This is a genomic window from Shimia litoralis (assembly GCF_005518135.1).
GTDB classification, from domain to species: Bacteria; Pseudomonadota; Alphaproteobacteria; order Rhodobacterales; family Rhodobacteraceae; genus Shimia_E; species Shimia_E litoralis.
In genome coordinates this window covers 146,047-165,954 of sequence record NZ_SULI01000002.1, presented here as the reverse complement: position 1 = coordinate 165,954, position 19,908 = coordinate 146,047, and the positions used below count along the sequence as shown (strand labels likewise).

The window sequence follows — 19,908 nt, the reverse complement described above, 5'->3', positions numbered from 1 at the left end:
GGTCATGCCGTCACCTTTTCCTTTTTGCCGTGTGTCAGGCGGTCGCGATAATAGCTTGAAATTTGATCCACAAAGATGATTGCGAAGAACAACAACAGAAAGATCGCAGCGGCTTCGTCATATTGCCCTTGGCCCCACGACATTGCATTTTTCAGCTCGTAGCCAATGCCACCAGCACCGACGAACCCCAAGATTGCAGAGGCGCGAATGTTGATTTCAAAGCGCAACAACGCATAGCTCAGGTAATTTGGTGCGACCTGTGGAATGACGCCAAGCCACATCCGCTGAGCCCAACTTGCCCCAACCGACTCGAGGCCTTCGAGCGGCTTGAGTGACGCGTTTTCATTTACTTCGGAAAACAGCTTGCCCAGCGCACCTGCGGTATGAAATGCAATCGCGACCATGGCAGGCAACGGGCCACCGCCCATGACAAAAATCAGCACCAAGGCAATCACGATTTCCGGGACTGCGCGCATGATATCCATCACACGCCGGAACACCGGTATCAGGCGTGGCCACGGCGCAAGGCCATGCGTTGCCAGCAACGAAAGCACCATCGCAAGCATGGCCCCGATCAATGTTGACGCACCCGCGATGTTGATCGTTTCAATCAAAGACGGCAGGAAATTGACAAGGTGTGACGGCAAATCCGAAGCTTTCTCAGCAGCCTCGGAAAGCACCTCTTTTGGGAAATCAAACAAGCGATGCAAGCCGGACCAAAACCCACCGGCATTGCGATCATCCGCAATCATAAAGCCAGAGACCATCAAGGCCACGAACAATATGAGAAGAATGCCATTCAGCATTCGTTTGTGCCGCGTCTGGGCAAGATAATCAGCACGCAATTCAGATACAGTGCCCGTCAGTTCGGCCATGAGATACCTCTTCAAAAATCAGGCCCCGCAAAACGCAGGGCCTGTATCGTGTGATCAAACCGGTTTAGTTTGATTTGAGCTTTCGTGCTTCGATGATGACCTGATAGGCGTCATGCGTGATCGGCATAAAGCCTTTCGCATCACCCTGCAGAACGCCATAGGCGCAATCTGGGTCCATGGACTTCAACGAAGCCAACAGGCCAGTCATTTTGACTTTGACATCAGCAGGCAGAGACTTGCGAACCACAAACGGACCCTCTGGGATCGGCTTGGATTGCCAGATTTGCACCAGATCGTTCATGTCGATCAGGCCAGCATCAACAGCTTTACGCAATGCGCCAGAGTTGTATCCGTCTTCCCAGTTCCCAAGGCCGTCTGCCCAAGTCACACCGGCATCCACATCACCATTGCTCACGGCGACGATGGTTTGCTCGTGACCACCTGTGAATTTGACTTCGCCAAAGTAATCGCCCGACGTCATTGTCGCGCCAGTGGCTTCTGGAATTTCAATGGAAGGGATCAGGAAGCCAGATGTAGAATTCGGATCGCCAAACCCAAAGACTTTGCCCTTCATGTCATCCAATGAAGCAACACCGCTGTCTTTGCGCGCAAAGCCAACAGAATAATAGCCGTAGCCGCCATCATTGTTCACCTTGACCAAAATTGGCTCAACCGCTTCGGGATCAGACAGGAAGGTTTTCGCATACCCAGATGCACCCAACCATGCGATGTCAATTGTGCCGCCCAACAGGCCTTGGATCACGCCGTTATAGTCAGCTGGTGCAAACAATTTTGTTTCCACACCCAACAGATCTTCTGTTTTTTGACGCAAGCATTCGTTGCTTGTCATCCGGTCTTGGGCGTTTTCGCCACCCAGAATGCCAATACGGAATTCTTTGATGTCTTCGGCCATAACCGGGGCCGTTAGGGCTGTGGTTGCCAATACGGCAGCGATCAGTTTTTTCATCTTCATTTTCTCCAATTGAATAGGCCCTGACCGTCGCGGCAAGGCAGATGAAACTCAGGCTGAGACGCGATCAAGCGTCTGGATTTCGGTGGATGTATAAGCTTCGTTAAAGCTGTCATCGGCGCCATAGATGTCGCGCGCGGCACCAGTCGTGAGTTGGTCAGGACGCCCATCAAACACGATACGTCCGTCACGCATGCCGATCACCCGATCACAGTACCTGCGCGCTGTGTCCAACGTGTGCAGGTTGGCAATCACGGTGCGGCCGTCTTCTTCATGAATACTGCGCAAGGATTGCATCACAACTTGGGCGTTCATAGGGTCCAAAGACGCAATGGGCTCGTCCGCCAAAATGATATGGGGGTCTTGCATCAACGCCCGCGCAATCGCGACACGCTGTTGCTGCCCGCCAGAGAGAGCTTCGGCCCGTTTTGCGCCGTGCGCAGCAATGCCCAAGCGGTCAAGAATGTCGATTGCGCGATGAATATCTTCGGATGGAAACAGGTTGAACATCGTCGCCAGCGTCGAGCGCCGGTTGAGCGTGCCATGCAAGACATTGCTGACCACATCCATGCGCGGAACCAGATTGAACTGTTGAAAGATCATCGCGCATTCAGATTGCCAGCGCCGCTTGTCCGCTCCTGACAATGTGGTGATATCGCGACCGTCAAACACGATACGACCCGAACTTGGGTCGCTCAGACGGTTGATCATCCGCAACAAGGTCGACTTGCCCGCACCCGAACGCCCGATGATACCGATCATCGCAGGTTCAGGGACGCTGATCGTTGCAGAGTCGACCGCAATATTCGGGCCAAATTTCTTAGTGAGCTGGTCTATTTGAAGCACGGTATTCCCTCGGATATCTCAGAGGCGAGATACGTGCGTTCAAAGACGGTCTCTTGTCAGTTCAGTGAATGTTTTATGAAGGGCACGAGGCCCCCGCTTTGGGACCTCACAACCAGATTGGATTTGACCACGCGCGCTTTGCGTCGGCATCAATTACCGAAACACGCAGCCATTCCCCCTTGCGAAAGCGCTCCAGAGGAATCCGTGCTGTGGTTATTGAATCGCCATGTTGCACGCGGGCAGCAGCCCCATGGCCTTGCACGATCACGCTGGCGACAGCAGAGCACTCGACAATGATTTCTGTGTCCGTCACTTCGACATGATGCAGTTCCGGACCCTGAGTAGAATAATAGGCCCCCGACTTGAGCGCTGCCAGCAACATGTCCGGCTCATTGGCTTGGGACTTTACCATAACCCAGCCGCCAAAATGGTCTGGCTCTGAAAAATGAGCATCATCGGTCGCGATAAGGTTCACCCTGCGCCCAGCCGACAACATCAATTCCATCGTGTGAAACCCATCAGGCCGATCACATCCGATGGCACATCCGTGATTGTAGGTCTCAACCGCGTGTGCCGCAGTGACCGACATCGCATCCTCGAGCGTCAATCCAGACCATTGCGGGTGGGCTACGGTCACAAAGGCACCCACATCACGCGCGCGTTGGGCAATCTCGGGGCCTGTTTCCTGTCCGGGTTCCGGCGAAAAACTCGGAGAGTGCGAGGGCGCAAAATCCAGCGGCAACCCCACCGCCAAAATATGCCAAAGTTCTCCATTTTTCATCATGCCCGAGTGCAGCTCGGCACCAAGGATCGTCGTGAATGCATCATCCCGAAACCCGCGTGTATCCGCGACCGGATACCCAAACGTTCCGATAAAATGATCCGTCAGGCTGATGAAATCATACCCCTCTGCTTTGTAGCGTCGACAGACTTCGGAGGGATCCAGAACACCATCCGAAAGGGTCGAATGGGTGTGCAGGTTTCCGCGATAGAACTGTCCTGCGGCGGTGAATGCCGTGGGTATCATGAAACGAAGACTCCGTCTTTTGCCTGTGCATGTATTTATAATCTACATCTTATTATGACAGTCGTATTGCGCTTGATGCCTTCGACAAAGCAAAATCCCTCATACGTGTCCACATGAGCACCTTTGTGGTGACATCTCGGCAAAAGTGGGCAATTCGCGTCGGCCAAGCAACAAGAGGTAACGCCACGCGGTCTCGGAAAATAAAAAGGCCCGATCCGATAGGATCGAGCCTTGGAATTCTGTGGTGGCGTGGGGGAGACTTGAACTCCCGACCTATCGATTATGAGTCGATCGCTCTAACCAACTGAGCTACCGCGCCACGGTGGGACGCGATGTAGAAGAGTCGCGGCACGGGGTCAAGGGCGAAAACTGCGAATTCCTAAATTCGGTGACGGAATGCGTATCTATCTGACGTATCACTCATTAACTCTTGGCGACTGAAAACGAATATGGCGACATCCCGAACTGTTCGCGGAACCGTTTCGAGAAATGTGACACGGTTTCAAATCCACAAGCGGCCGCCACCTCGCTGACCGGCAAATCCGTTTCAGCCATCAGGGCCCGCGCACGCTGCAAGCGCAGATCAACCAGATACCGTTTCGGGGTCTTTCCGATATGACGCACAAAAAGCCGTTCTAGCTGGCGACGTGAAATCCCGACCTTATAGGCCAATTCATCCAAATCAATCTGCTGATCCAACAAGTCATCGAACATGGTGATAATCTGGATCAACTTTTCATTCCGTATCCCCAGCGCCGCAGATTTTGACGACTGCTGACTGTCGGCATCGGATCGGTGCACAAAATGCAAACACATATTTAGAACGGCCTGAGACAGCATCGGCCCATGACGTTCGTAAATCAGTTTCAGAAACAAATCGGTTGCGGCGGCCCCGCCCCCGCTGGTCATGATCCGATCATCAATCACATACAATTGCTCGCTGACCTCAAGATCTGGATAGGTTTCGCGAAACGGGATTTGGTTTTCCCAATGCAGAGTGAAAGATTTCCCCTTAAGAATCCCCGCGCGGGCAAGCGTATAAGCGCCTGTACACAACCCCCCAACGGTCCGTCCCGAACGCCATTGAAACCGCACCCAATCCGCAACCTTTTGGGATGTCGCCAGCTCTGGTTGCACACCCGAGCACACAAAAATGTGGCTTCCTGCCGGGGTGTCGCCCAGCGCACAGTCGGCCCCTAATTCGACGCCGTTGGAGCACCGCACACTTGCGCCATCTTCGGACATCATCGTCCAGCGATATAACACCTTACCGGTCAATTGATTTGCCACACGTAAAGGTTCAATTGCGGCACTAAATGCGAGCATCGACATGTTTGGAACAAGCAGGAATACAAAGTGCTCGGGCTCAGGAGTGTCCTCCATCTCCACACGAGCGACACCTTTCGGAATCAGTCCATCGCTCACCGTTGTTCCTCCACATTTTGGCTGGGGCAAGCATCTATCAATTTCATCCCTCAGTCCACAAACAATACCGTGCGCTCTAACCAGCATGAGACGAGCTTTGCCCGCTCAGAGACGTCGGTGGATGAGCCCTGAGAGCTGCCCGCAACCATGTCATCGCCCGAGACGGTTGCCATTCGGACCGATAGGCCAGAACCATTGGCAGCGGGTCGCCCATATCATAGTCCAATACCTCGAAACGGGTGCGAAATGACTGGCTTTGAACATAGGTGTGCCCCACCACGCCAACCGCATCAGATCGTTCGATGATTCCCGACGCCATCGCAAAGTTCTCGAGAATATGCAGATTTCGTTGAGGGTCGCTGTCCAAAAAGCTTAGGACCTCCATCAATGGCTCCACGACTGGGCCAGACAAATCCGGCGAAATGATAGGGTATTTTGCGACGTCCCCGGCTTTCAATCGCCGGCCAGCAAGCGGATGGCCTTTTCTAGCGAACATCAGCGACCGCAACGGCGGCAAGGGTTCGACGACAAAATCGCCTGCGGTGCTCAGGGGTTTACTGGGCGTGACAAGCGTATCCAGATCCCCTTGGCGCAAGAGCTGAACGCCGGTTTCAAACGGGGTGCCACGCAATTGCACACGCACCTCGGGATGTGACAGAATAAGATGTCGGATCGACCGGTTCATCAAGCCTTCCAAGGACGGCGGCGCCACCCCGATACGCAGCACCCGGTCACGCGTGTCCCGGCTGCTTTTGGTATCAGAGACCAATTGGTTCATATCCGATAAGATTCGCGCGGCACGGTCGATAAATTCGCGCCCTGCGGCTGTGGCCACAACACCGCGCGCACGCCGATCAAACACCGCAAATCCTAAATCTGCTTCTACGTCAGCCACCGCCTTGGTCACAGCCGACTGTGTGATGTGCAAAACCTTGGCTGCGGCAGAGATTGCCCCAGCCCGATCAACAGTCACCAGATATCGAAGCTTGGTCAGGTTCACACCCATTCTCCTTTGGAATACCACGAGAGAATATTGAATTTGATTTATGCCTGCAGTCAATCCCATACTCTGCTCAAACCAGATTGAACGGAGAGACAAATGACCACATCTTCTGTGATTGTTGCCGGCGTCGGCATGATTAAATTTGCCAAACCCGGTGCGTCAGACAGCTATGACAAAATGGGTGCGGACGCGATCCGTGGCGCGCTGACCGACGCGGGCCTGTCTTACGACGATGTCCAGCAGGCTTATGCAGGCTATGTGTACGGCGATTCAACCTGTGGGCAAAAGGCTCTGTATCATGTGGGCATGACCGGCATTCCGGTGGTAAATGTGAACAACAATTGCTCCACCGGTTCCACCGCGCTGTTTCTGGCCCGTCAGGCGATTGAACATGGTGTTGCGGACTGTGTCCTCGCCGTGGGTTTCGAGCAGATGCAACCCGGCGCACTGACCAGTCACTTCACCGACCGCCCGACGCCATTTGATGACTTTGACAAAGAAACAGATGATCTTGTCGGCAATGGTCAAATCCCTTTGGCGTTGCGGTACTTTGGCGGCGCAGGCAAATCGCATATGGAAAAATTCGGCACCACGCTGAATGACTTTGCCAAGATTCGCGCCAAGGCAAGCCGCCACGCGGTAAACAACCCGCTGGCGCTATTCAACAAAGAGGTGAGCGAACAGCAGGTCATGGAAGCCCCCATGATGTGGGACGGCGTGATGACCCGCTTGATGGCCTGCCCGCCAACATGTGGCGGTGCCGCAGCAATCCTGTGCAGCGAAGCGTTCGCCAAAAAACACAACATCCCCACCACCGTGTCGATCAAGGCGCAGGCGATGACCACCGACTATGCCAGCACGTTTGAAGCCCACGACATGATGCAGCTGGTCGGCTATGACATGACCGCACAAGCCGCCAAGCAGGTGCAAGATCAATCCGGCATCGACATCAATGACGTGGATGTGGTCGAACTACACGATTGTTTCGCCCATAACGAATTGATCACCTACGAAGGTCTGGGCCTTTGCCCCGAAGGCGGCGCGCAACAGTTTATTGCCGATGGAGACAACACCTATGGCGGCAAATATGTGACCAACCCGTCGGGTGGGTTGCTGTCCAAAGGCCACCCATTGGGCGCGACAGGTCTGGCGCAATGTTACGAATTGACCCATCAGTTGCGCGGTACCGCAGACGCCCGTCAGGTCGACGGCGCCAAAACCGCGCTCCAACACAATTTGGGTCTGGGTGGCGCATGCGTCGTAACCCTGTATCAGGCGGCCTGATCCATGGGTATTTTTGATCGCTCCAGCGCGGGGCATGAATCCCCGCCTATCGACGTCATTGTGGAACGCGGAGCCGTTGCCTTCTTTGCCGAGACCATCGGCGAAACCAACCCGATCCATTCGGACGCCGAGGCCGCCCGCGCCGCTGGCCATCCAGACGTGATGGCCCCTGTGACCTATCCAGTTGTGATCGACATGGCCGCTGCCAAAGAAAGCGAGCGCAAAAGCATGCCCGCCCTGCTCGAGGTGATCAAGGCGGACATGCGGTATCTGCTGCACGGCAATGAAAATTACGACTATCACGGGCCCATTTTTGCAGGCGACACCGTGCAGGTCATCAGCCGCGTCAAAGGGTTCAGCGACGCCAAAGGCGGCAAGCTGGAAATTGCCCATCTCGAGATGGAAATTCGCCATCCCGGGCGTGGCACATTGACCGTGGCGCGCCGCGATCTGATCCATCGTCTGGGCTGAGGGGAACACCATGACCATCACACCACACACCGCAACCGCGGGCGATACTCTGCCCAGCGTCACATTTGGCCCGATCACACGCACCACACTGGCGCTGTATGCGGGGGCCTCTGGCGATCACAACCCGATCCACATCGATCTGGACTTCGCCAAACAGGCGGGCCTGCAAGACGTTTTTGCCCATGGCATGTTGTCCATGGCGCAATTGGGGCGCGTGGCCACCAACTGGGCAGGCACCGACCGTTTGCGTGGGCTGTCCAGCCGCTTTACCGCTCTTACCCCTGTTGGGGCCACTGTCACATGTACCGGCCGCGTGGTCGAACGGTTCGAAAAGGACGGCGCGCCTATGCTGCGCATCGCACTGACGGCCACCATCGACGACGGAACCCAAACCCTGCGTGGCGAAGCGCTGATCAGCGCCGCCTAAGCCCTAAGGAATACAGATATGCCCAACCATCTTTGGATGAATGAAGAACACACTGCCTATGGCGACTCTGTCCGTCGTTTTCTCGAGGACGAATTCCAACCCAACCGCGACCAGTGGAAAACCGATGGCTTGGTGCCAAAAGAATTTTGGACCAAAGCTGGCGAGATCGGCATTCTGGGTGCGACCATCCCAGAAGAATTCGGCGGGTTGGGATTATCGCGCCACTTTGACGCCGTAACCTATTTGGAACAGGCCAAAATCGGCGACAGCGGATGGGGCTTTTCGGTCCACAATATCTCTACCCACTACATCACCGCCTTTGGCACCGAACAGCAAAAGGCAAAATGGCTGCCACAGCTGGCCAGCGGCGACATGGTGGCCGCAATCGCCATGACCGAACCCGGCACTGGGTCAGATTTGCAAGCTGTAAAGACCACTGCCGTGAAAGACGGTAATGAATATCTGATCAATGGTTCCAAGACGTTCATCACCAATGGCGGCAGCGCGGATTTGATTATCCTCGTGGCCAAAACAGACCCGACATCGCGCTCCAAAGGGGTCTCGTTGATCGTGTTGGAAACCAAAGATCTGGATGGTTTCAAGGTTGGTCGCAAGCTCGACAAGCTGGGTATGAAACGCAACGATACAGCCGAGTTGTTCTTTGAAGACGTGCGCGTGCCGCAGACCCATCTGTTGGGTAAGGACGAAGGTCAGGGGTTTTATCAATTGATGAAACAACTGCCTTGGGAACGTCTGATCCTTGGGTTTGGAGCACTGGGAAATGCTCAATGTGCGCTGCGTGTCACGCTCGAATATGTGAAAGAACGCAAGGCCTTTGGCCAGCGCGTGATGGATTTTCAAAACACCCGCTTTCAACTGGCAGAAGCCGCCACCAAGATCGAACTTTTGGCTGCGTTTCTGGACCAATGTCTGGCCGAACTTGAAATGGGACAACTGACCCCGGAAAAGGCCGCGATGGCCAAGTGGTGGGGCAGCCAGATGCAGTGCGACATCGTCGATGAATGCCTGCAGCTGCATGGCGGTTACGGCTACATGAACGAATATCTGATCTCAGAATTGTATGCCGATGCCCGTGTCCAGAAAATCTATGGCGGGACCAATGAAATTATGAAGGAACTGATCGCCCGCGGGCTGGATCAGGACTAGGGAAAGGTTGAAAAGATGAGCAAACTTGAAGGCAAAACCGCCTATGTCACAGGTGCAGGCAACGGGATTGGTCGCGCGGTCGCGCTAAAGCTGGCCTCGGAAGGGGCCAACATCGTTGTGAACGACCTTGAGGTTGATCCGGCGGTTGATGTGGTAAATGAAATCAAGGCAATGGGCGTCGATGCCGTCGCCGTACCAGGAAGCGTCACCGAAGATGGTTTTGCGGAACGCTTCATTGGCACAGGAATCGAAACCTTTGGCGGTGTGGACATTATCGTCAACAACGCTGGCTATACTTGGGACAGCCTGATCGGGCACATGACAGACCAACAGTTTGACGCCATGATGGACGTGCACCTCAAGGCACCGTTCCGGATTTTGCGCGCAGCCAGCGGCTTTATCAAAGGGGCCGCCAAACAAGAGGCCGAAGAAGGCCGCGAGGTATTTCGCAAGGTGGTCAATATTTCTTCTGTCGCAGGTACGGGCGGCAACGTCGGCCAAGCCAACTATTCCTCTGCCAAGGCGGGCGTGATTGGCCTGACCAAAACCTTGTCCAAGGAATGGGGCCGCTACAAGGTCGGTGTGAACTGTGTAGCTTTTGGTTATATCGAAACCCGCCTGACCGAAGCCACGGATGAGAAGAAAACCATCAATGTGGACGGTAACGAGGTGTCGATCGGCATTCCATCCAAAGTGGCTGGCGGGTTCGCCCAGATGGTTCCGATGGGCCGCCCCGGCACAGCCGAAGAGGCCGCAGGCGGCGTCTATCTGTTCTGCGTCCCCGAATCCAACTATGTCTCGGGGCAGGTCATGGTCGTCGGCGGCGGCTGGCAGCTTTAATAAAGGACATCCACATGTTGAACGGCATTCGCGTCATTGAAATCGAAGGTCTTGGGCCGGGCCCGTTTGCAGCCATGTTGCTGGCGGATCTGGGCGCGGATGTCATCACCATTCATCGCAAAGGCAAAGGCGGTCAGGTCACCTCTGATGGCAGTGTTCTGGATCGCGGGAAACGGTCGATTGCACTTGACCTAAAGGATGCGAATGACATCGCCACAGCCAAGCAGCTGATCGCCAGCGCCGATGCCTTGATCGAAGGGTTTCGCCCCGGCGTGATGGAACGTCTGGGCCTTGGCCCCGAAGCATGTCATGTGGACAATCCGGCGCTGGTCTTTGGCCGCATGACGGGCTGGGGGCAAACCGGCCCGCGCGCTGAAACGGCCGGGCATGACCTAAACTATATCGCCACATCCGGCGCGCTGCATTATGCGTCGGAACCGGGCTCGCCCCCCATCACCCCCGCCACATTGGTCGGAGATATCGGAGGCGGCGCCCTGTATCTGGTTGTGGGTATCCTGTCCGGAATTCTCAATGCCAAAGCCACCGGCAAAGGCACCGTGGTGGACGCGGCCATTGTCGACGGATCAGCCCATATGATGACATTGCTCATGGCCATTCGCCAGACAGGCATGTTGTCCATGGATCGCGGTCAAAGCTTGCTAGACGGCCCACATTGGAGTCGCAGCTATGTGTGTGCCGATGGCGGCTATGTCAGCGTACAATGTCTGGAGCCACAGTTTTACGCAATCTTCCTTGAAAAACTGGGTCTCAGTGACGACCCCGAATTCCAGAAACAACACGACGCAGCACTTTGGACCAAGTTGACGGCCCGCCTAGAAGACATGTTCATATCGCAACATCGCCTGCATTGGGCTGACCTGTTTGACGGCTCTGACGCGTGCGTGGCGGTGGTTCTGTCCCCCGAAGAAGCCAGCAAAGCGCCGCATATGCAGGCGCGCGGCGTTTGGCATGCGCCTGACGGCGTGCTTCAGGCGGCGCCCGCCCCGCGTTTTGACGGGAAAACGCCCAAACCTGCCACGCCCTGCTTGCGCGGTCAGCACACCGATGAAATTCTTGCGGAACTCAATAGGGGCTAAGGGTCGTTACTCGGTTGCAGCCTCGAGAGCTTTGCGACGCTCTTTATCGGCTTCGACCGCGGCATATACCACCTCTGGGTCCACGATTTTTGGCGGCAGCTCGACACCACGATTGGCCATCTCTTCGCCCTCTGCCATCACAGATTCGTCGTAGGTTCGCACAAACACCTGTGTCTCTAGCGGTGTGCGTTCAGCAAGGTCAATCACGTCTTGGTTGAACATCCGAATACACCCTGCGGAATTGGCATTCCCGATGGATTCGACGTCATTGGTCCCGTGGATACGGTAATAAGTGTCTCTGCCGCCGCGATACAGATACAGCGCGCGCGCGCCCAAGGGGCTTGCCACACCACCCGGGATACCTTTGGCAAACGGGCCATAGACTTCGGGTTCTGATCTCAGCATGTTCTTGGTCGGGGTCCAGCCCGGCCACTCGGCTTTACGACGAATGGTTGCTTGGCCCTTGAACCCGCGTCCTTCGCGACCGACCGCAACAGGATAGCGCGTCGCCTGACCACCTTCCTCAACGAAATACAGAAACTTTGCGTAAGGATCGACCACAATCGTGCCCGGCTCTTCGGTGCCAAAGTACGACACAACTTCACGGCGGTTGGGCACGTCCAAATACTGCGGGTCCACAGCGGGGATTGTGATGTCATTGTCCACAACAGCACCATACCCATCCTGCTCTGCGGCCTTCTCAACGCGATGCGATCCAGAGCACGCAGCAAGCACGCTTAGGCTTGTGATAAGAAAAAGGGCACGGAACGGAATAGTGGTCATCAGGCGAATCCAGAAATCAGAGCAGAATAAATCAAAGGCACCAAAATCTTGGACCTTAAAGCAACGTATGCGCTGCAGGCAGGGTGACGCAAGGAAATGAGGCCCCAAGGTCAAAAATTATCTCAATGTATGTCATCTTTTGCGGGTAATCTTAGAAAACACACGATCATTCTCTGCGATTAACGGGAAAAGGCGCACCCGATATGGATGCGCCTTTGGGCGAGCCGTCAAAAACGGTTTGGTCAAAAGTACACACAATACCCAAGTATGCGCGACACCTAGTTCGTTGGAATAACGAGATGCCCTTCTTGGTCGTTAAAAACCTGAATCTCAAACAGCGTCGAACGCAACGATCTATTGACCAAGTTTTCGACCCGCGGCGAATTTGACAAAAGTTCACAACCACCTCGTTGACATGTCATCGCAAAATAGCGCGGTGACGCGTCACGGATCAAAATGAGACGCGGCTCGTGGGCACGTAACGCACGATCTCGCCATGCGCATGTTCCGGACTCAGGAATACGCTCGTTTGCCCCAACGGGGGCCGGGCGAAACCCAACGGTGGCCTCTACTCTGGCGCGTTCTTCGCCATAGATTGTGACAAACATGTCCGGCCCACCGCGGCATACAAGAGTGTATGTCTGCATATTTTCGGCCATTGCTGGCGCTCCAAAAATAGCACCCATCGCAAAAACAGCCCCGACCAAAACAGTTGCAAGGAATGAGGGTGACTTTGATGTCATATGTGTTCGCGTTTCCATCAGTACATCACCTCAATAACTTGCATCGTTCCTTCGCGGTTGCGAACTAACATTCCCCAGGTTGCATTAGATTGTGCCAGCGACATCAATTTGACCACTTTGGGATCGGCGTATCTGAACTCGCAGAGCATCTGCGAACAGGCAAGATTCACCTTGTGGGCATCCTCGATGACCAAAGAAAGCGCCAAAGGCTCACCTTCTCGGAGGGCTCGGTCAACCCATGCACACGTTCCAGGGGTCAGCGGCGCTTGCGATGATCCCCGAGCAGCCCTGTCATATCGAATCTCGATCTTTAAATCACCGATCGCAGCAACCCATTCGGCCCCTAGCACCATGTTGCCGCCACCCTTGCAATCAAGCCGATAAGCGTCATCCGCCAACGATGGGGTGCCCAGCCCGCTCGCGACGATTATTGCCGCGCAGATTCTGGTCCAGTTAAATGACTTCATCCAAAGTCCTCCTAAGATAAAAAGGTCAATTTCAAAGCCGCACACATTCAATTTGTGTGCCCCAATAACGCGGGTACTGGCCCCAAAATTCTCCACCCTATGTGTTCAAGTTTATCCACCAAAAATCACCGTGCAATGATCCGGATCATTATCTCATTCAAAATTTCAGATGTTTTCAAGAACAGTCAGCGTGCAACTGGATGCACATCGAAAAACAGGGAACAAACATGTAATGCGCGCCCCAAAAACAAAAACGGCGCGCCCCATGGGACACGCCGCCTACATTCCACACCAATCGCGCGCTCTATTTTCCGCGCACAGTGTCAATCATCAGTTGGACATTTGCAGGGTCTGCGTCCGGCGTAATCCCGTGACCCAGATTAAAGATATGTGGTCCCTTGCCAAATGCGGCGACAATCTTGCGGGTTTCATCCACCAAATCTTGTCCGCCCGTCACCATATGAGACGACTTCAGGTTCCCCTGGACGCAGCTGTCGTTTTGAACGTTTTTCGCGGCCCACTCTGGTGTCACACCATCGTCCAATGCCACGCAATCCGCACCCGTGGCCTTGGCAAAGCCGACATACCGCTCGCCTGCGCCGCGTGGGAATGCGATGATAGGGGTGTCAGGATGGCGCGCCTTAAGACCTGCAATGATTTTCTTGGCTGGCTCCACCGCGTATTTGTCGAAATCGGCCCCTTTCAAAGAGCCGGCCCAACTATCAAACAGCTTGACCACTTCGGCACCTGCTTCGATTTGCTTGGACAAATATTCAATTGTCCCTGCGGTCAAGAGATCAATAATCTGGTCAAACAGTTCAGGATTTTCATCCTTAAGTGCATGTGCTGGCCCCTGATCCGGCGTCCCGCGTCCTGCAACCATATAGGTCGCGACGGTCCAAGGCATACCGGCAAAGCCGATCAGTGTCGTTTCTTTTGGCAGCTCTCGTGAAAGGATTTTGACGGTTTCGTATACAGGCGACAATGTCTCGTCGATTTCAGACACGGGTTTGAGTTTATCAAAATCGGCCTGTGATTGAATCGTTGACAACCGAGGGCCCTCGCCAGTGACAAACCAAAGGTCTGCGCCCAAGGCTTGTGGCAGCAAAAGGATGTCGGCAAACAGGATCGCCGCATCAAACCCATAACGGCGGATGGGTTGTAATGTCACTTCCGCCGCAAGTTCTGGCGAATAGCAGAGCGACAGAAAATCACCTGCTTGGCCACGAGTCGCCATATATTCGGGCAAGTACCGGCCAGCTTGGCGCATCATCCAGATCGGCGGCGTCTCAAGGGTTTCGCCTGCCAGTGCTCGCAGAATTGTCTTTGTCTGTGTCATACTCACCCTCATAACTTTGGCCAAAATGCCCTGCGTTGACATGCGTCAAGGAATTCACCCGGCAAACCCTGCCATTTGACGCAAAACACGCGGCCTCTGCCCCTTTGGAACGAAGCCATTGGATAGCTAGGTCACGTGCAAGCGACAGGATGTCAACCCTTCTATGCTTGTCAGACCACGCAGTCAGGATTAGACCACGCCTATGACACTTATTCTGCCCTCCCCCGACTCGCCTCTCAAGATTGGCACACGCGGCTCGCCGCTCGCCTTGGCGCAAGCTTATGAAACGCGCCGCAGACTGATGACAGCGTTTGATCTGCCCGAAGACGCCTTTGCGATTAAGGTGATCAAAACCACAGGGGATCGCATCATTGACCGCCCCCTGAAGGAAATCGGCGGCAAGGGCCTGTTTACCAAAGAAATCGAAGAAGACATGCTGTCTGGCGCAATTGATATCGCCGTGCACTCAATGAAAGACATGCCGACCCTACAACCTGACGGCTTGTTGCTTGATACCTATCTGCCCCGAGAAGACACGCGAGATGCGTTTGTCTCGCAAGGTGTTCAGAAACTTGCCGACTTGGAAACAGGCGCTGTTGTGGGCACGTCTTCTCTGCGACGCAAGGCTCAACTATTAAATTACCGCAAGGACCTGAATGTGGTCGAATTTCGCGGCAATGTTCAAACACGGTTGAAAAAACTCGCGGATGGTGTCGCCGAATGTACCTTCTTGGCCATGGCCGGGCTAAATCGTCTGGATATGGCACATGTGGCCGCGTCCGCCATCGAACCCGAAGAGATGCTTCCGGCCGTGGCGCAAGGCGCTATTGGCATCGAACGTCGATCGAGCGATATGAATACCGCAGAAATGCTGTCTGCTATCCACGACAAGGAAACAGGTCAAAGACTGGCCGCCGAGCGCGCATTTCTGGCTGCCTTGGATGGATCATGCGAAACACCCCTTGCGGGACTGGCAGATCTTGACGGCGGGACCCTTAGGTTGCGCGGAGAAGTTTTGCGCCCTGACGGATCAGAGAGCATTTCGGAAGACCGTACCGCTCCAATCGAAGATGGCGCAGCCCTTGGACAGGAAATTGCGGCAAGCCTTCTCGCTCAGGCAGGGCCAGGGTTCTTTGACTGGCGCACGTGAGCCTTGGGAACGGTGCTAGACCAACATAGAACCGCCCCACCCGCACTGTTCCGAAAAAAGAAACAATCGAGCAATCCACACCCCAGCGTTGCATATCTGTATTCAAAATTCCCCATTTAGGTAGTTTACCTTCCCCATTTCAGCCACTTTTGGTTGTCTTAATGGCTCTAAACCAGACTATCGGAGGGATAGGACATGAACGCAGTAGTTGGACAGAATGTCATGGGCGCTGCCGCTTGGGAAACTCTAACACCATCAGCGGTTGATGATGGCTTTTCCGTACGCGAAGCGCACGGCCATTTTCGACACACCTCTCGCAACGAGGCCGTGGTACGGTTTGCTGGCATCGTCATTGTTCTTGGGGCTTTCGTGCAATGGCTGGCCCCGAACGCCAGCTTTGCTGGCGATCCAATGGTCACCAAAGTTCTCTTGTCTGTGGCTTTTTCTACGGTGGGAATTGCCGTGTACGGGTTTGCGATGCGCGGTCATCGCAGCGAGATCGCCTTGGACCCTGCGCGACAAACTATCTGTATTTCACATCTTTCACGTCAGAACACCGTTCGCTCGACCAAGCGCATTCCACTTAAGGACATCACCAGCATCTATGTACGCAAGGCCGAAACACCGGGTGGCCCTGCGAAAATGCGTATCAAGCTTCGGAACAAAACCGCGGAAATTACTGCGATCCGTGGGCAATACGAAGAAGTCGAAATGATGCACCGCCAGCTATGCCGCAACATTCGGATGCTGCAGGGGTAAGCTGACGGGCGTGTGGAAAATCTAGGCATCTGGCGGGAAGGCCCCGCCAGTCTTGATTTCGTGGTTACACCCACTTCGCCATCGGCGGCAGGCTCATCAATACCGCGTTCGCATCGTGACCCGTTTCCAGACCAAACTTGGTTCCACGATCATAAACCAGATTATATTCAGCATAGAGCCCGCGATGTACCAGCTGTACGTCTTTTTCAGGCTCGCCGAAGTCCACCTCGCGGCGCTTTTCAATCAACGGAACGAATGCTGGCAGAAAAGCGCGGCCAACATCTTGGATAAATCCAAAATCCTGCTCCCAGTCGCCACTGTTGTGGTCATCCAAAAAGATTCCGCCAACACCGCGCGCACGTCCGCGATGAGGCACATAGAAATACTCATCCGCCCACGCCTTAAGACGTGGGTAATGTGCGGGATCGTGGCGATCACAATGCTCTTTTTGAACATCATGGAAATGCTGCGTGTCTTCGTCGTATTCCAAACACGGGTTCAGATCAGAGCCACCGCCGAACCACCATGCGTGCGGCGTCCAGAACATGCGGGTGTTCATATGCACAGCAGGGCATTGCGGATTTTGCATGTGGGCCACAAGGCTGATGCCCGACGCCCAAAACCGCGGATCATCCTTCATTCCCGGAATGCCCTTACGGGCGGCCATCGCGGCCTGCGCACGCGTGCCCAATTCGCCATAAACCGTCGAAATGTTCACACCGACCTTTTCAAACACCCGACCACCACGCATCACCGACATCAAGCCGCCGCCAGCATCTGATCCGTCCGCGCTGGCACGTTTGGTTTTGGTCACCTCAAATCGGCCAGCAGGCTGATCTGAAAATGGGCCCTTGGTGTGGCTGTCTTCCAAGCCCTCGAACGCGTCCACGATCTGGTTGCGCAGCTCGTGAAACCAAGCAGCAGCGCGTTGTTTTTGTGTTTCCATTTGATCGGACATGACATCCCCCCCTATTCGTCAGAACGAACTATCAGGGTGCGCCCGCAACCGCCAGTGCCACAACGGCGCAGCGGGTCCTAGTGCGCGGGGGCTTCGACAGGATCAAGCAAGGTGCGTCCACCATCGAGCGTCATAATTTGTCCGGTCATGAAACCAGACCCTTCCGACGCCAAATACTGTACGGCATCCGCCAACTCACCGGGGCCGGCGATGCGGCCCAAAGGCGTATGATCTTCGATATCATCGCGATAATCGATATTGTCCTTGAGCGTATTCTTTAGGCTCGTTGACATAACCGACCCAAAAGAGACCGCGTTCACCCGAATCCGATGGGGGGCGCATGCCACAGCCAAAGACCGTGTCATTTGATCCAAAGCCGCCGAGGATACCGAATACCCAAGCAAGTCGGGGTGTGTTCTACGTGCCGCAATCGAGGACAGATTCACAATCGACCCGACCTGACCTTCGGTCTTGCCCTCGGCCTGTTTCATCATCCGCTTAATCACAACCTGCGACAGGCGCAGCGACGTCAGCATATTCTGCTGTAACAGAACCTCGACGGTTTCATCGTCTGGGTCCAAGGGATCAGACGGCATCACCTGACGACATCCATTCACCAATATGTCCACAGTATCAAATGCGTCAATCGTCGCTGACAGCAAGTTGGCAATGGTCAGTTTCTCGCGCAAATCACCGGCAAAATATCGGATATTTCCATCTTCGGACTTGTCGCCGACCTCTTTCAAAAGACGTTCTTCGTCCATATCAGCGAACATAACATTCGCACCGTGATCCGCAAAGTGGCGCGCCACAGCCAAACCAATACCGTTGGCGGCCCCGGTGACGATGGCTGTTTTTCCCGCTATCGAAAATGACATGAATTATCCCCGTGATTCTGAGACAGATTACGTTGTTTTAGCGCCGCGCGCGAGACGGGCGCTGCGCATGCAGAATTTTGAACCGATTATCGCCACCGACCTCTTGGACCTGACCAAAAAGACCATCAAGCGCGGCCTCGTATGGCAAGTGACGATTGGCGACCATCCACAATTGCCCCGACGGGGCCAACATGCGCGCTGCGGCGCCGATGAAGCCTACGCCCAAGGCCGGATCAGCACTGCGCGAGGTGTGGAACGGCGGGTTCATGACCACGGTATCCATGCGCGCCCGCGCCACCCAAGTGGTCGCGTCTGCCCAATGAAATTCTGCGCGCGGATCACTGACGTTTTGTTTGGCACACTCAAGCGCAACATGATCTGCTTCGATCAAATAGAGGGTTTCCACATCTGGGCGCTGCAAAATATCGCGAGACAAATATCCCCAGCCGGCCCCAAGATCCGCCACATTCCGCCCAAGTTTCTCGGGTAAAGCAGCCGCGAGAACCTGAGACGCCGGATCAATGCCATCGGCAGAAAACACGCCTGCACGGGTCACAAAACCGCCGTCAATTTCTTTGGCCTCAGGTGCAAGCCAATCGGCAAAGTCACCACCTTCAAACCAGAACAGCTTGCCGTGTGCCTTAGACACAACCCCAAGCACATCGGCCCGCTTGCGGCATTCCTTGAGCAGGCTGTCTGCGCCTTCGGTCTTTTGGCCATCCACGATCACGCGATCCGCACAAGCAGCCGCGCGGGCAATCAGGTCTTTTGCCTGTGCCTTGGCACGCGGCAGACACACCAACGCAGCCTCATAGGCACCATCTTCGACGAGCGCGCAGGCATACCCTGCCCGCTCAAAGGCTTCGAAATCGGGGCGCATAGGCTGAATGATGCGACAGCGTCCAAACGGGAGATCGGACAAATCCATCCCCTGACGTGGTGCAAAAATGGCAATTGGGCCATCGGCCGAAAATTCCAGCGCGCCTTGGTCGGCGGCCAGTGTCAATCTGGGATGTGTCATTTGAATTGGTGATCCGCGTCTGGCGCGATCACTCCTTTTCCATAGTGCATTGCAACGGATGTTGGTGGCGGCGCGCAAAATCCATAACCTGTGTCACCTTTGTCTCGGCGATTTCATGGCTAAAGACGCCGACAACGGCCAATCCCTTTTTGTGAACTGTCAGCATAATTTCAAATGACTCCGCATGAGTCATTCCAAAAAACCGTTCAAGGATATGAACCACGAACTCCATCGGAGTATAGTCGTCGTTCAATAACATCACCTTGTACATCGGAGGACGTTTGGTCCGCGTGCGCGTTTGCAGAGCGACCCCAAGGTCACCGTCATCTCCGTCATCAGAGGACATATGCAAAGGCGTTACGTACATTGTATTATCCG

At 54.8% G+C, this 19,908-nt stretch carries 22 protein-coding genes and 1 tRNA gene; 8 read left to right on the top strand and 15 right to left on the bottom strand.

The window, feature by feature from the left end; all coding sequences use genetic code 11:
- Positions 1-2 precede the first annotated feature (2 nt).
- The 7 genes from phnE to FAP39_RS02790 form a co-directional block, all read right to left on the bottom strand.
- Positions 3-875: a phosphonate ABC transporter, permease protein PhnE gene (gene phnE / locus FAP39_RS02820; protein ID WP_138014862.1), complete on the bottom strand. Its 873-nt coding sequence runs from the start codon at positions 873-875 to the stop codon at positions 3-5.
- A 64-nt stretch (positions 876-939) separates the two neighbouring features.
- Entirely contained in the window at positions 940-1,842 is a 903-nt protein-coding gene (gene phnD / locus FAP39_RS02815) for a phosphonate ABC transporter substrate-binding protein (protein WP_138014861.1), read from the bottom strand.
- Between the two features lie 54 nt (positions 1,843-1,896).
- On the bottom strand, positions 1,897-2,691 hold the full coding sequence (gene phnC, locus FAP39_RS02810) for a phosphonate ABC transporter ATP-binding protein (protein WP_138014860.1): 795 nt from the start codon (positions 2,689-2,691) through the stop codon (positions 1,897-1,899).
- Positions 2,692-2,797: 106 nt separating this feature from the next.
- Entirely contained in the window at positions 2,798-3,718 is a 921-nt protein-coding gene (locus FAP39_RS02805; protein ID WP_138014859.1) for a PHP domain-containing protein, read from the bottom strand.
- A gap of 242 nt (positions 3,719-3,960) precedes the next feature.
- A tRNA-Met gene (locus FAP39_RS02800) sits at positions 3,961-4,037 on the bottom strand.
- 104 nt (positions 4,038-4,141) lie between these two features.
- Complete coding sequence (locus tag FAP39_RS02795) at positions 4,142-5,143, bottom strand: GlxA family transcriptional regulator (RefSeq protein ID WP_246058907.1); 1,002 nt, start codon at positions 5,141-5,143, stop codon at positions 4,142-4,144.
- 76 nt (positions 5,144-5,219) lie between these two features.
- Positions 5,220-6,143 (bottom strand): LysR family transcriptional regulator, encoded by a 924-nt coding sequence (locus FAP39_RS02790; protein WP_171006768.1) that lies wholly within the window; start codon positions 6,141-6,143, stop codon positions 5,220-5,222.
- Between the two features lie 99 nt (positions 6,144-6,242).
- Between FAP39_RS02790 and FAP39_RS02785 the strand changes: the two genes are divergently transcribed.
- Genes FAP39_RS02785 through FAP39_RS02760 form a run of 6 tightly spaced genes read left to right on the top strand, consistent with a single transcriptional unit; the run spans position 6,243 to position 11,432 of the window.
- On the top strand, positions 6,243-7,430 hold the full coding sequence (locus FAP39_RS02785) for a lipid-transfer protein (protein WP_138014856.1): 1,188 nt from the start codon (positions 6,243-6,245) through the stop codon (positions 7,428-7,430).
- Between the two features lie 3 nt (positions 7,431-7,433).
- The gene (locus FAP39_RS02780; RefSeq protein ID WP_138014855.1) at positions 7,434-7,901 is read left to right on the top strand and encodes an FAS1-like dehydratase domain-containing protein; all 468 of its coding nucleotides are present in this window, start codon (positions 7,434-7,436) and stop codon (positions 7,899-7,901) included.
- A 10-nt stretch (positions 7,902-7,911) separates the two neighbouring features.
- Positions 7,912-8,328: a MaoC family dehydratase gene (locus FAP39_RS02775; protein WP_138014854.1), complete on the top strand. Its 417-nt coding sequence runs from the start codon at positions 7,912-7,914 to the stop codon at positions 8,326-8,328.
- Positions 8,329-8,346: 18 nt separating this feature from the next.
- Positions 8,347-9,495, top strand: a complete 1,149-nt coding sequence (locus FAP39_RS02770) for an acyl-CoA dehydrogenase family protein (protein WP_138014853.1) — start codon at positions 8,347-8,349, stop codon at positions 9,493-9,495.
- A 15-nt stretch (positions 9,496-9,510) separates the two neighbouring features.
- The gene (locus tag FAP39_RS02765) at positions 9,511-10,335 is read left to right on the top strand and encodes an SDR family NAD(P)-dependent oxidoreductase (RefSeq protein WP_138014852.1); all 825 of its coding nucleotides are present in this window, start codon (positions 9,511-9,513) and stop codon (positions 10,333-10,335) included.
- 14 nt (positions 10,336-10,349) lie between these two features.
- Positions 10,350-11,432, top strand: coding sequence for a CaiB/BaiF CoA transferase family protein (locus FAP39_RS02760; protein ID WP_138014851.1), 1,083 nt, complete (start codon positions 10,350-10,352; stop codon positions 11,430-11,432).
- 6 nt (positions 11,433-11,438) lie between these two features.
- Here the strand turns inward: FAP39_RS02760 and FAP39_RS02755 are convergent, their stop codons facing one another.
- The 4 genes from FAP39_RS02755 to hemE form a co-directional block, all read right to left on the bottom strand.
- Positions 11,439-12,215, bottom strand: a complete 777-nt coding sequence (locus tag FAP39_RS02755; RefSeq protein WP_138014850.1) for a L,D-transpeptidase — start codon at positions 12,213-12,215, stop codon at positions 11,439-11,441.
- 278 nt (positions 12,216-12,493) lie between these two features.
- Positions 12,494-12,976 carry a hypothetical protein gene (locus FAP39_RS02750; RefSeq protein WP_138014849.1) on the bottom strand — a complete coding sequence of 161 codons (483 nt, stop codon included), beginning with the start codon at positions 12,974-12,976 and terminating at the stop codon, positions 12,494-12,496.
- Complete coding sequence (locus tag FAP39_RS02745) at positions 12,976-13,425, bottom strand: hypothetical protein (protein WP_138014848.1); 450 nt, start codon at positions 13,423-13,425, stop codon at positions 12,976-12,978. Before FAP39_RS02745 ends, FAP39_RS02750 begins: the two co-directional genes overlap by 1 nt.
- A 304-nt stretch (positions 13,426-13,729) precedes the next feature.
- Entirely contained in the window at positions 13,730-14,764 is a 1,035-nt protein-coding gene (hemE, locus tag FAP39_RS02740; RefSeq protein WP_138014847.1) for a uroporphyrinogen decarboxylase, read from the bottom strand.
- Positions 14,765-14,966: 202 nt separating this feature from the next.
- On the opposite strand from hemE, the gene hemC reads away from it, so the two are divergent.
- Positions 14,967-15,914, top strand: coding sequence for a hydroxymethylbilane synthase (gene hemC / locus FAP39_RS02735; protein ID WP_138014846.1), 948 nt, complete (start codon positions 14,967-14,969; stop codon positions 15,912-15,914).
- Positions 15,915-16,109: 195 nt separating this feature from the next.
- Positions 16,110-16,673 (top strand): hypothetical protein, encoded by a 564-nt coding sequence (locus tag FAP39_RS02730; RefSeq protein ID WP_138014845.1) that lies wholly within the window; start codon positions 16,110-16,112, stop codon positions 16,671-16,673.
- A 64-nt stretch (positions 16,674-16,737) separates the two neighbouring features.
- Here the strand turns inward: FAP39_RS02730 and hemF are convergent, their stop codons facing one another.
- From hemF to clpS, 4 genes are all read right to left on the bottom strand, one after another.
- Positions 16,738-17,631, bottom strand: coding sequence for an oxygen-dependent coproporphyrinogen oxidase (hemF, locus tag FAP39_RS02725; RefSeq protein WP_138014844.1), 894 nt, complete (start codon positions 17,629-17,631; stop codon positions 16,738-16,740).
- 77 nt (positions 17,632-17,708) lie between these two features.
- The gene (locus FAP39_RS02720) at positions 17,709-18,509 is read right to left on the bottom strand and encodes an SDR family NAD(P)-dependent oxidoreductase (RefSeq protein ID WP_138014843.1); all 801 of its coding nucleotides are present in this window, start codon (positions 18,507-18,509) and stop codon (positions 17,709-17,711) included.
- Between the two features lie 37 nt (positions 18,510-18,546).
- Positions 18,547-19,530 (bottom strand): class I SAM-dependent methyltransferase, encoded by a 984-nt coding sequence (locus tag FAP39_RS02715; protein WP_138014842.1) that lies wholly within the window; start codon positions 19,528-19,530, stop codon positions 18,547-18,549.
- A gap of 28 nt (positions 19,531-19,558) precedes the next feature.
- Positions 19,559-19,897, bottom strand: coding sequence for an ATP-dependent Clp protease adapter ClpS (gene clpS, locus FAP39_RS02710; protein WP_138014841.1), 339 nt, complete (start codon positions 19,895-19,897; stop codon positions 19,559-19,561).
- Positions 19,898-19,908: the final 11 nt, after the last annotated feature.

Bases quoted from the DNA above. Each gene is read 5' to 3' on its own strand.
- phnE (WP_138014862.1), bottom strand. From the start codon at position 875: ATGGCCGAACTGACGGGCACTGTATCTGAATTGCGTGCTGATTATCTT.
- phnD (WP_138014861.1), bottom strand. From the start codon at position 1,842: ATGAAAAAACTGATCGCTGCCGTATTGGCAACCACAGCCCTAACGGCC.
- FAP39_RS02805 (WP_138014859.1), bottom strand. From the start codon at position 3,718: ATGATACCCACGGCATTCACCGCCGCAGGACAGTTCTATCGCGGAAAC.
- FAP39_RS02785 (WP_138014856.1), top strand. From the start codon at position 6,243: ATGACCACATCTTCTGTGATTGTTGCCGGCGTCGGCATGATTAAATTT.
- FAP39_RS02780 (WP_138014855.1), top strand. From the start codon at position 7,434: ATGGGTATTTTTGATCGCTCCAGCGCGGGGCATGAATCCCCGCCTATC.
- FAP39_RS02775 (WP_138014854.1), top strand. From the start codon at position 7,912: ATGACCATCACACCACACACCGCAACCGCGGGCGATACTCTGCCCAGC.
- FAP39_RS02770 (WP_138014853.1), top strand. From the start codon at position 8,347: ATGCCCAACCATCTTTGGATGAATGAAGAACACACTGCCTATGGCGAC.
- FAP39_RS02765 (WP_138014852.1), top strand. From the start codon at position 9,511: ATGAGCAAACTTGAAGGCAAAACCGCCTATGTCACAGGTGCAGGCAAC.
- FAP39_RS02760 (WP_138014851.1), top strand. From the start codon at position 10,350: ATGTTGAACGGCATTCGCGTCATTGAAATCGAAGGTCTTGGGCCGGGC.
- FAP39_RS02755 (WP_138014850.1), bottom strand. From the start codon at position 12,215: ATGACCACTATTCCGTTCCGTGCCCTTTTTCTTATCACAAGCCTAAGC.
- FAP39_RS02750 (WP_138014849.1), bottom strand. From the start codon at position 12,976: ATGGAAACGCGAACACATATGACATCAAAGTCACCCTCATTCCTTGCA.
- FAP39_RS02745 (WP_138014848.1), bottom strand. From the start codon at position 13,425: ATGAAGTCATTTAACTGGACCAGAATCTGCGCGGCAATAATCGTCGCG.
- hemE (WP_138014847.1), bottom strand. From the start codon at position 14,764: ATGACACAGACAAAGACAATTCTGCGAGCACTGGCAGGCGAAACCCTT.
- hemC (WP_138014846.1), top strand. From the start codon at position 14,967: ATGACACTTATTCTGCCCTCCCCCGACTCGCCTCTCAAGATTGGCACA.
- FAP39_RS02730 (WP_138014845.1), top strand. From the start codon at position 16,110: ATGAACGCAGTAGTTGGACAGAATGTCATGGGCGCTGCCGCTTGGGAA.
- hemF (WP_138014844.1), bottom strand. From the start codon at position 17,631: ATGTCCGATCAAATGGAAACACAAAAACAACGCGCTGCTGCTTGGTTT.
- FAP39_RS02720 (WP_138014843.1), bottom strand. From the start codon at position 18,509: ATGTCATTTTCGATAGCGGGAAAAACAGCCATCGTCACCGGGGCCGCC.
- FAP39_RS02715 (WP_138014842.1), bottom strand. From the start codon at position 19,530: ATGACACATCCCAGATTGACACTGGCCGCCGACCAAGGCGCGCTGGAA.
- clpS (WP_138014841.1), bottom strand. From the start codon at position 19,897: ATGTACGTAACGCCTTTGCATATGTCCTCTGATGACGGAGATGACGGT.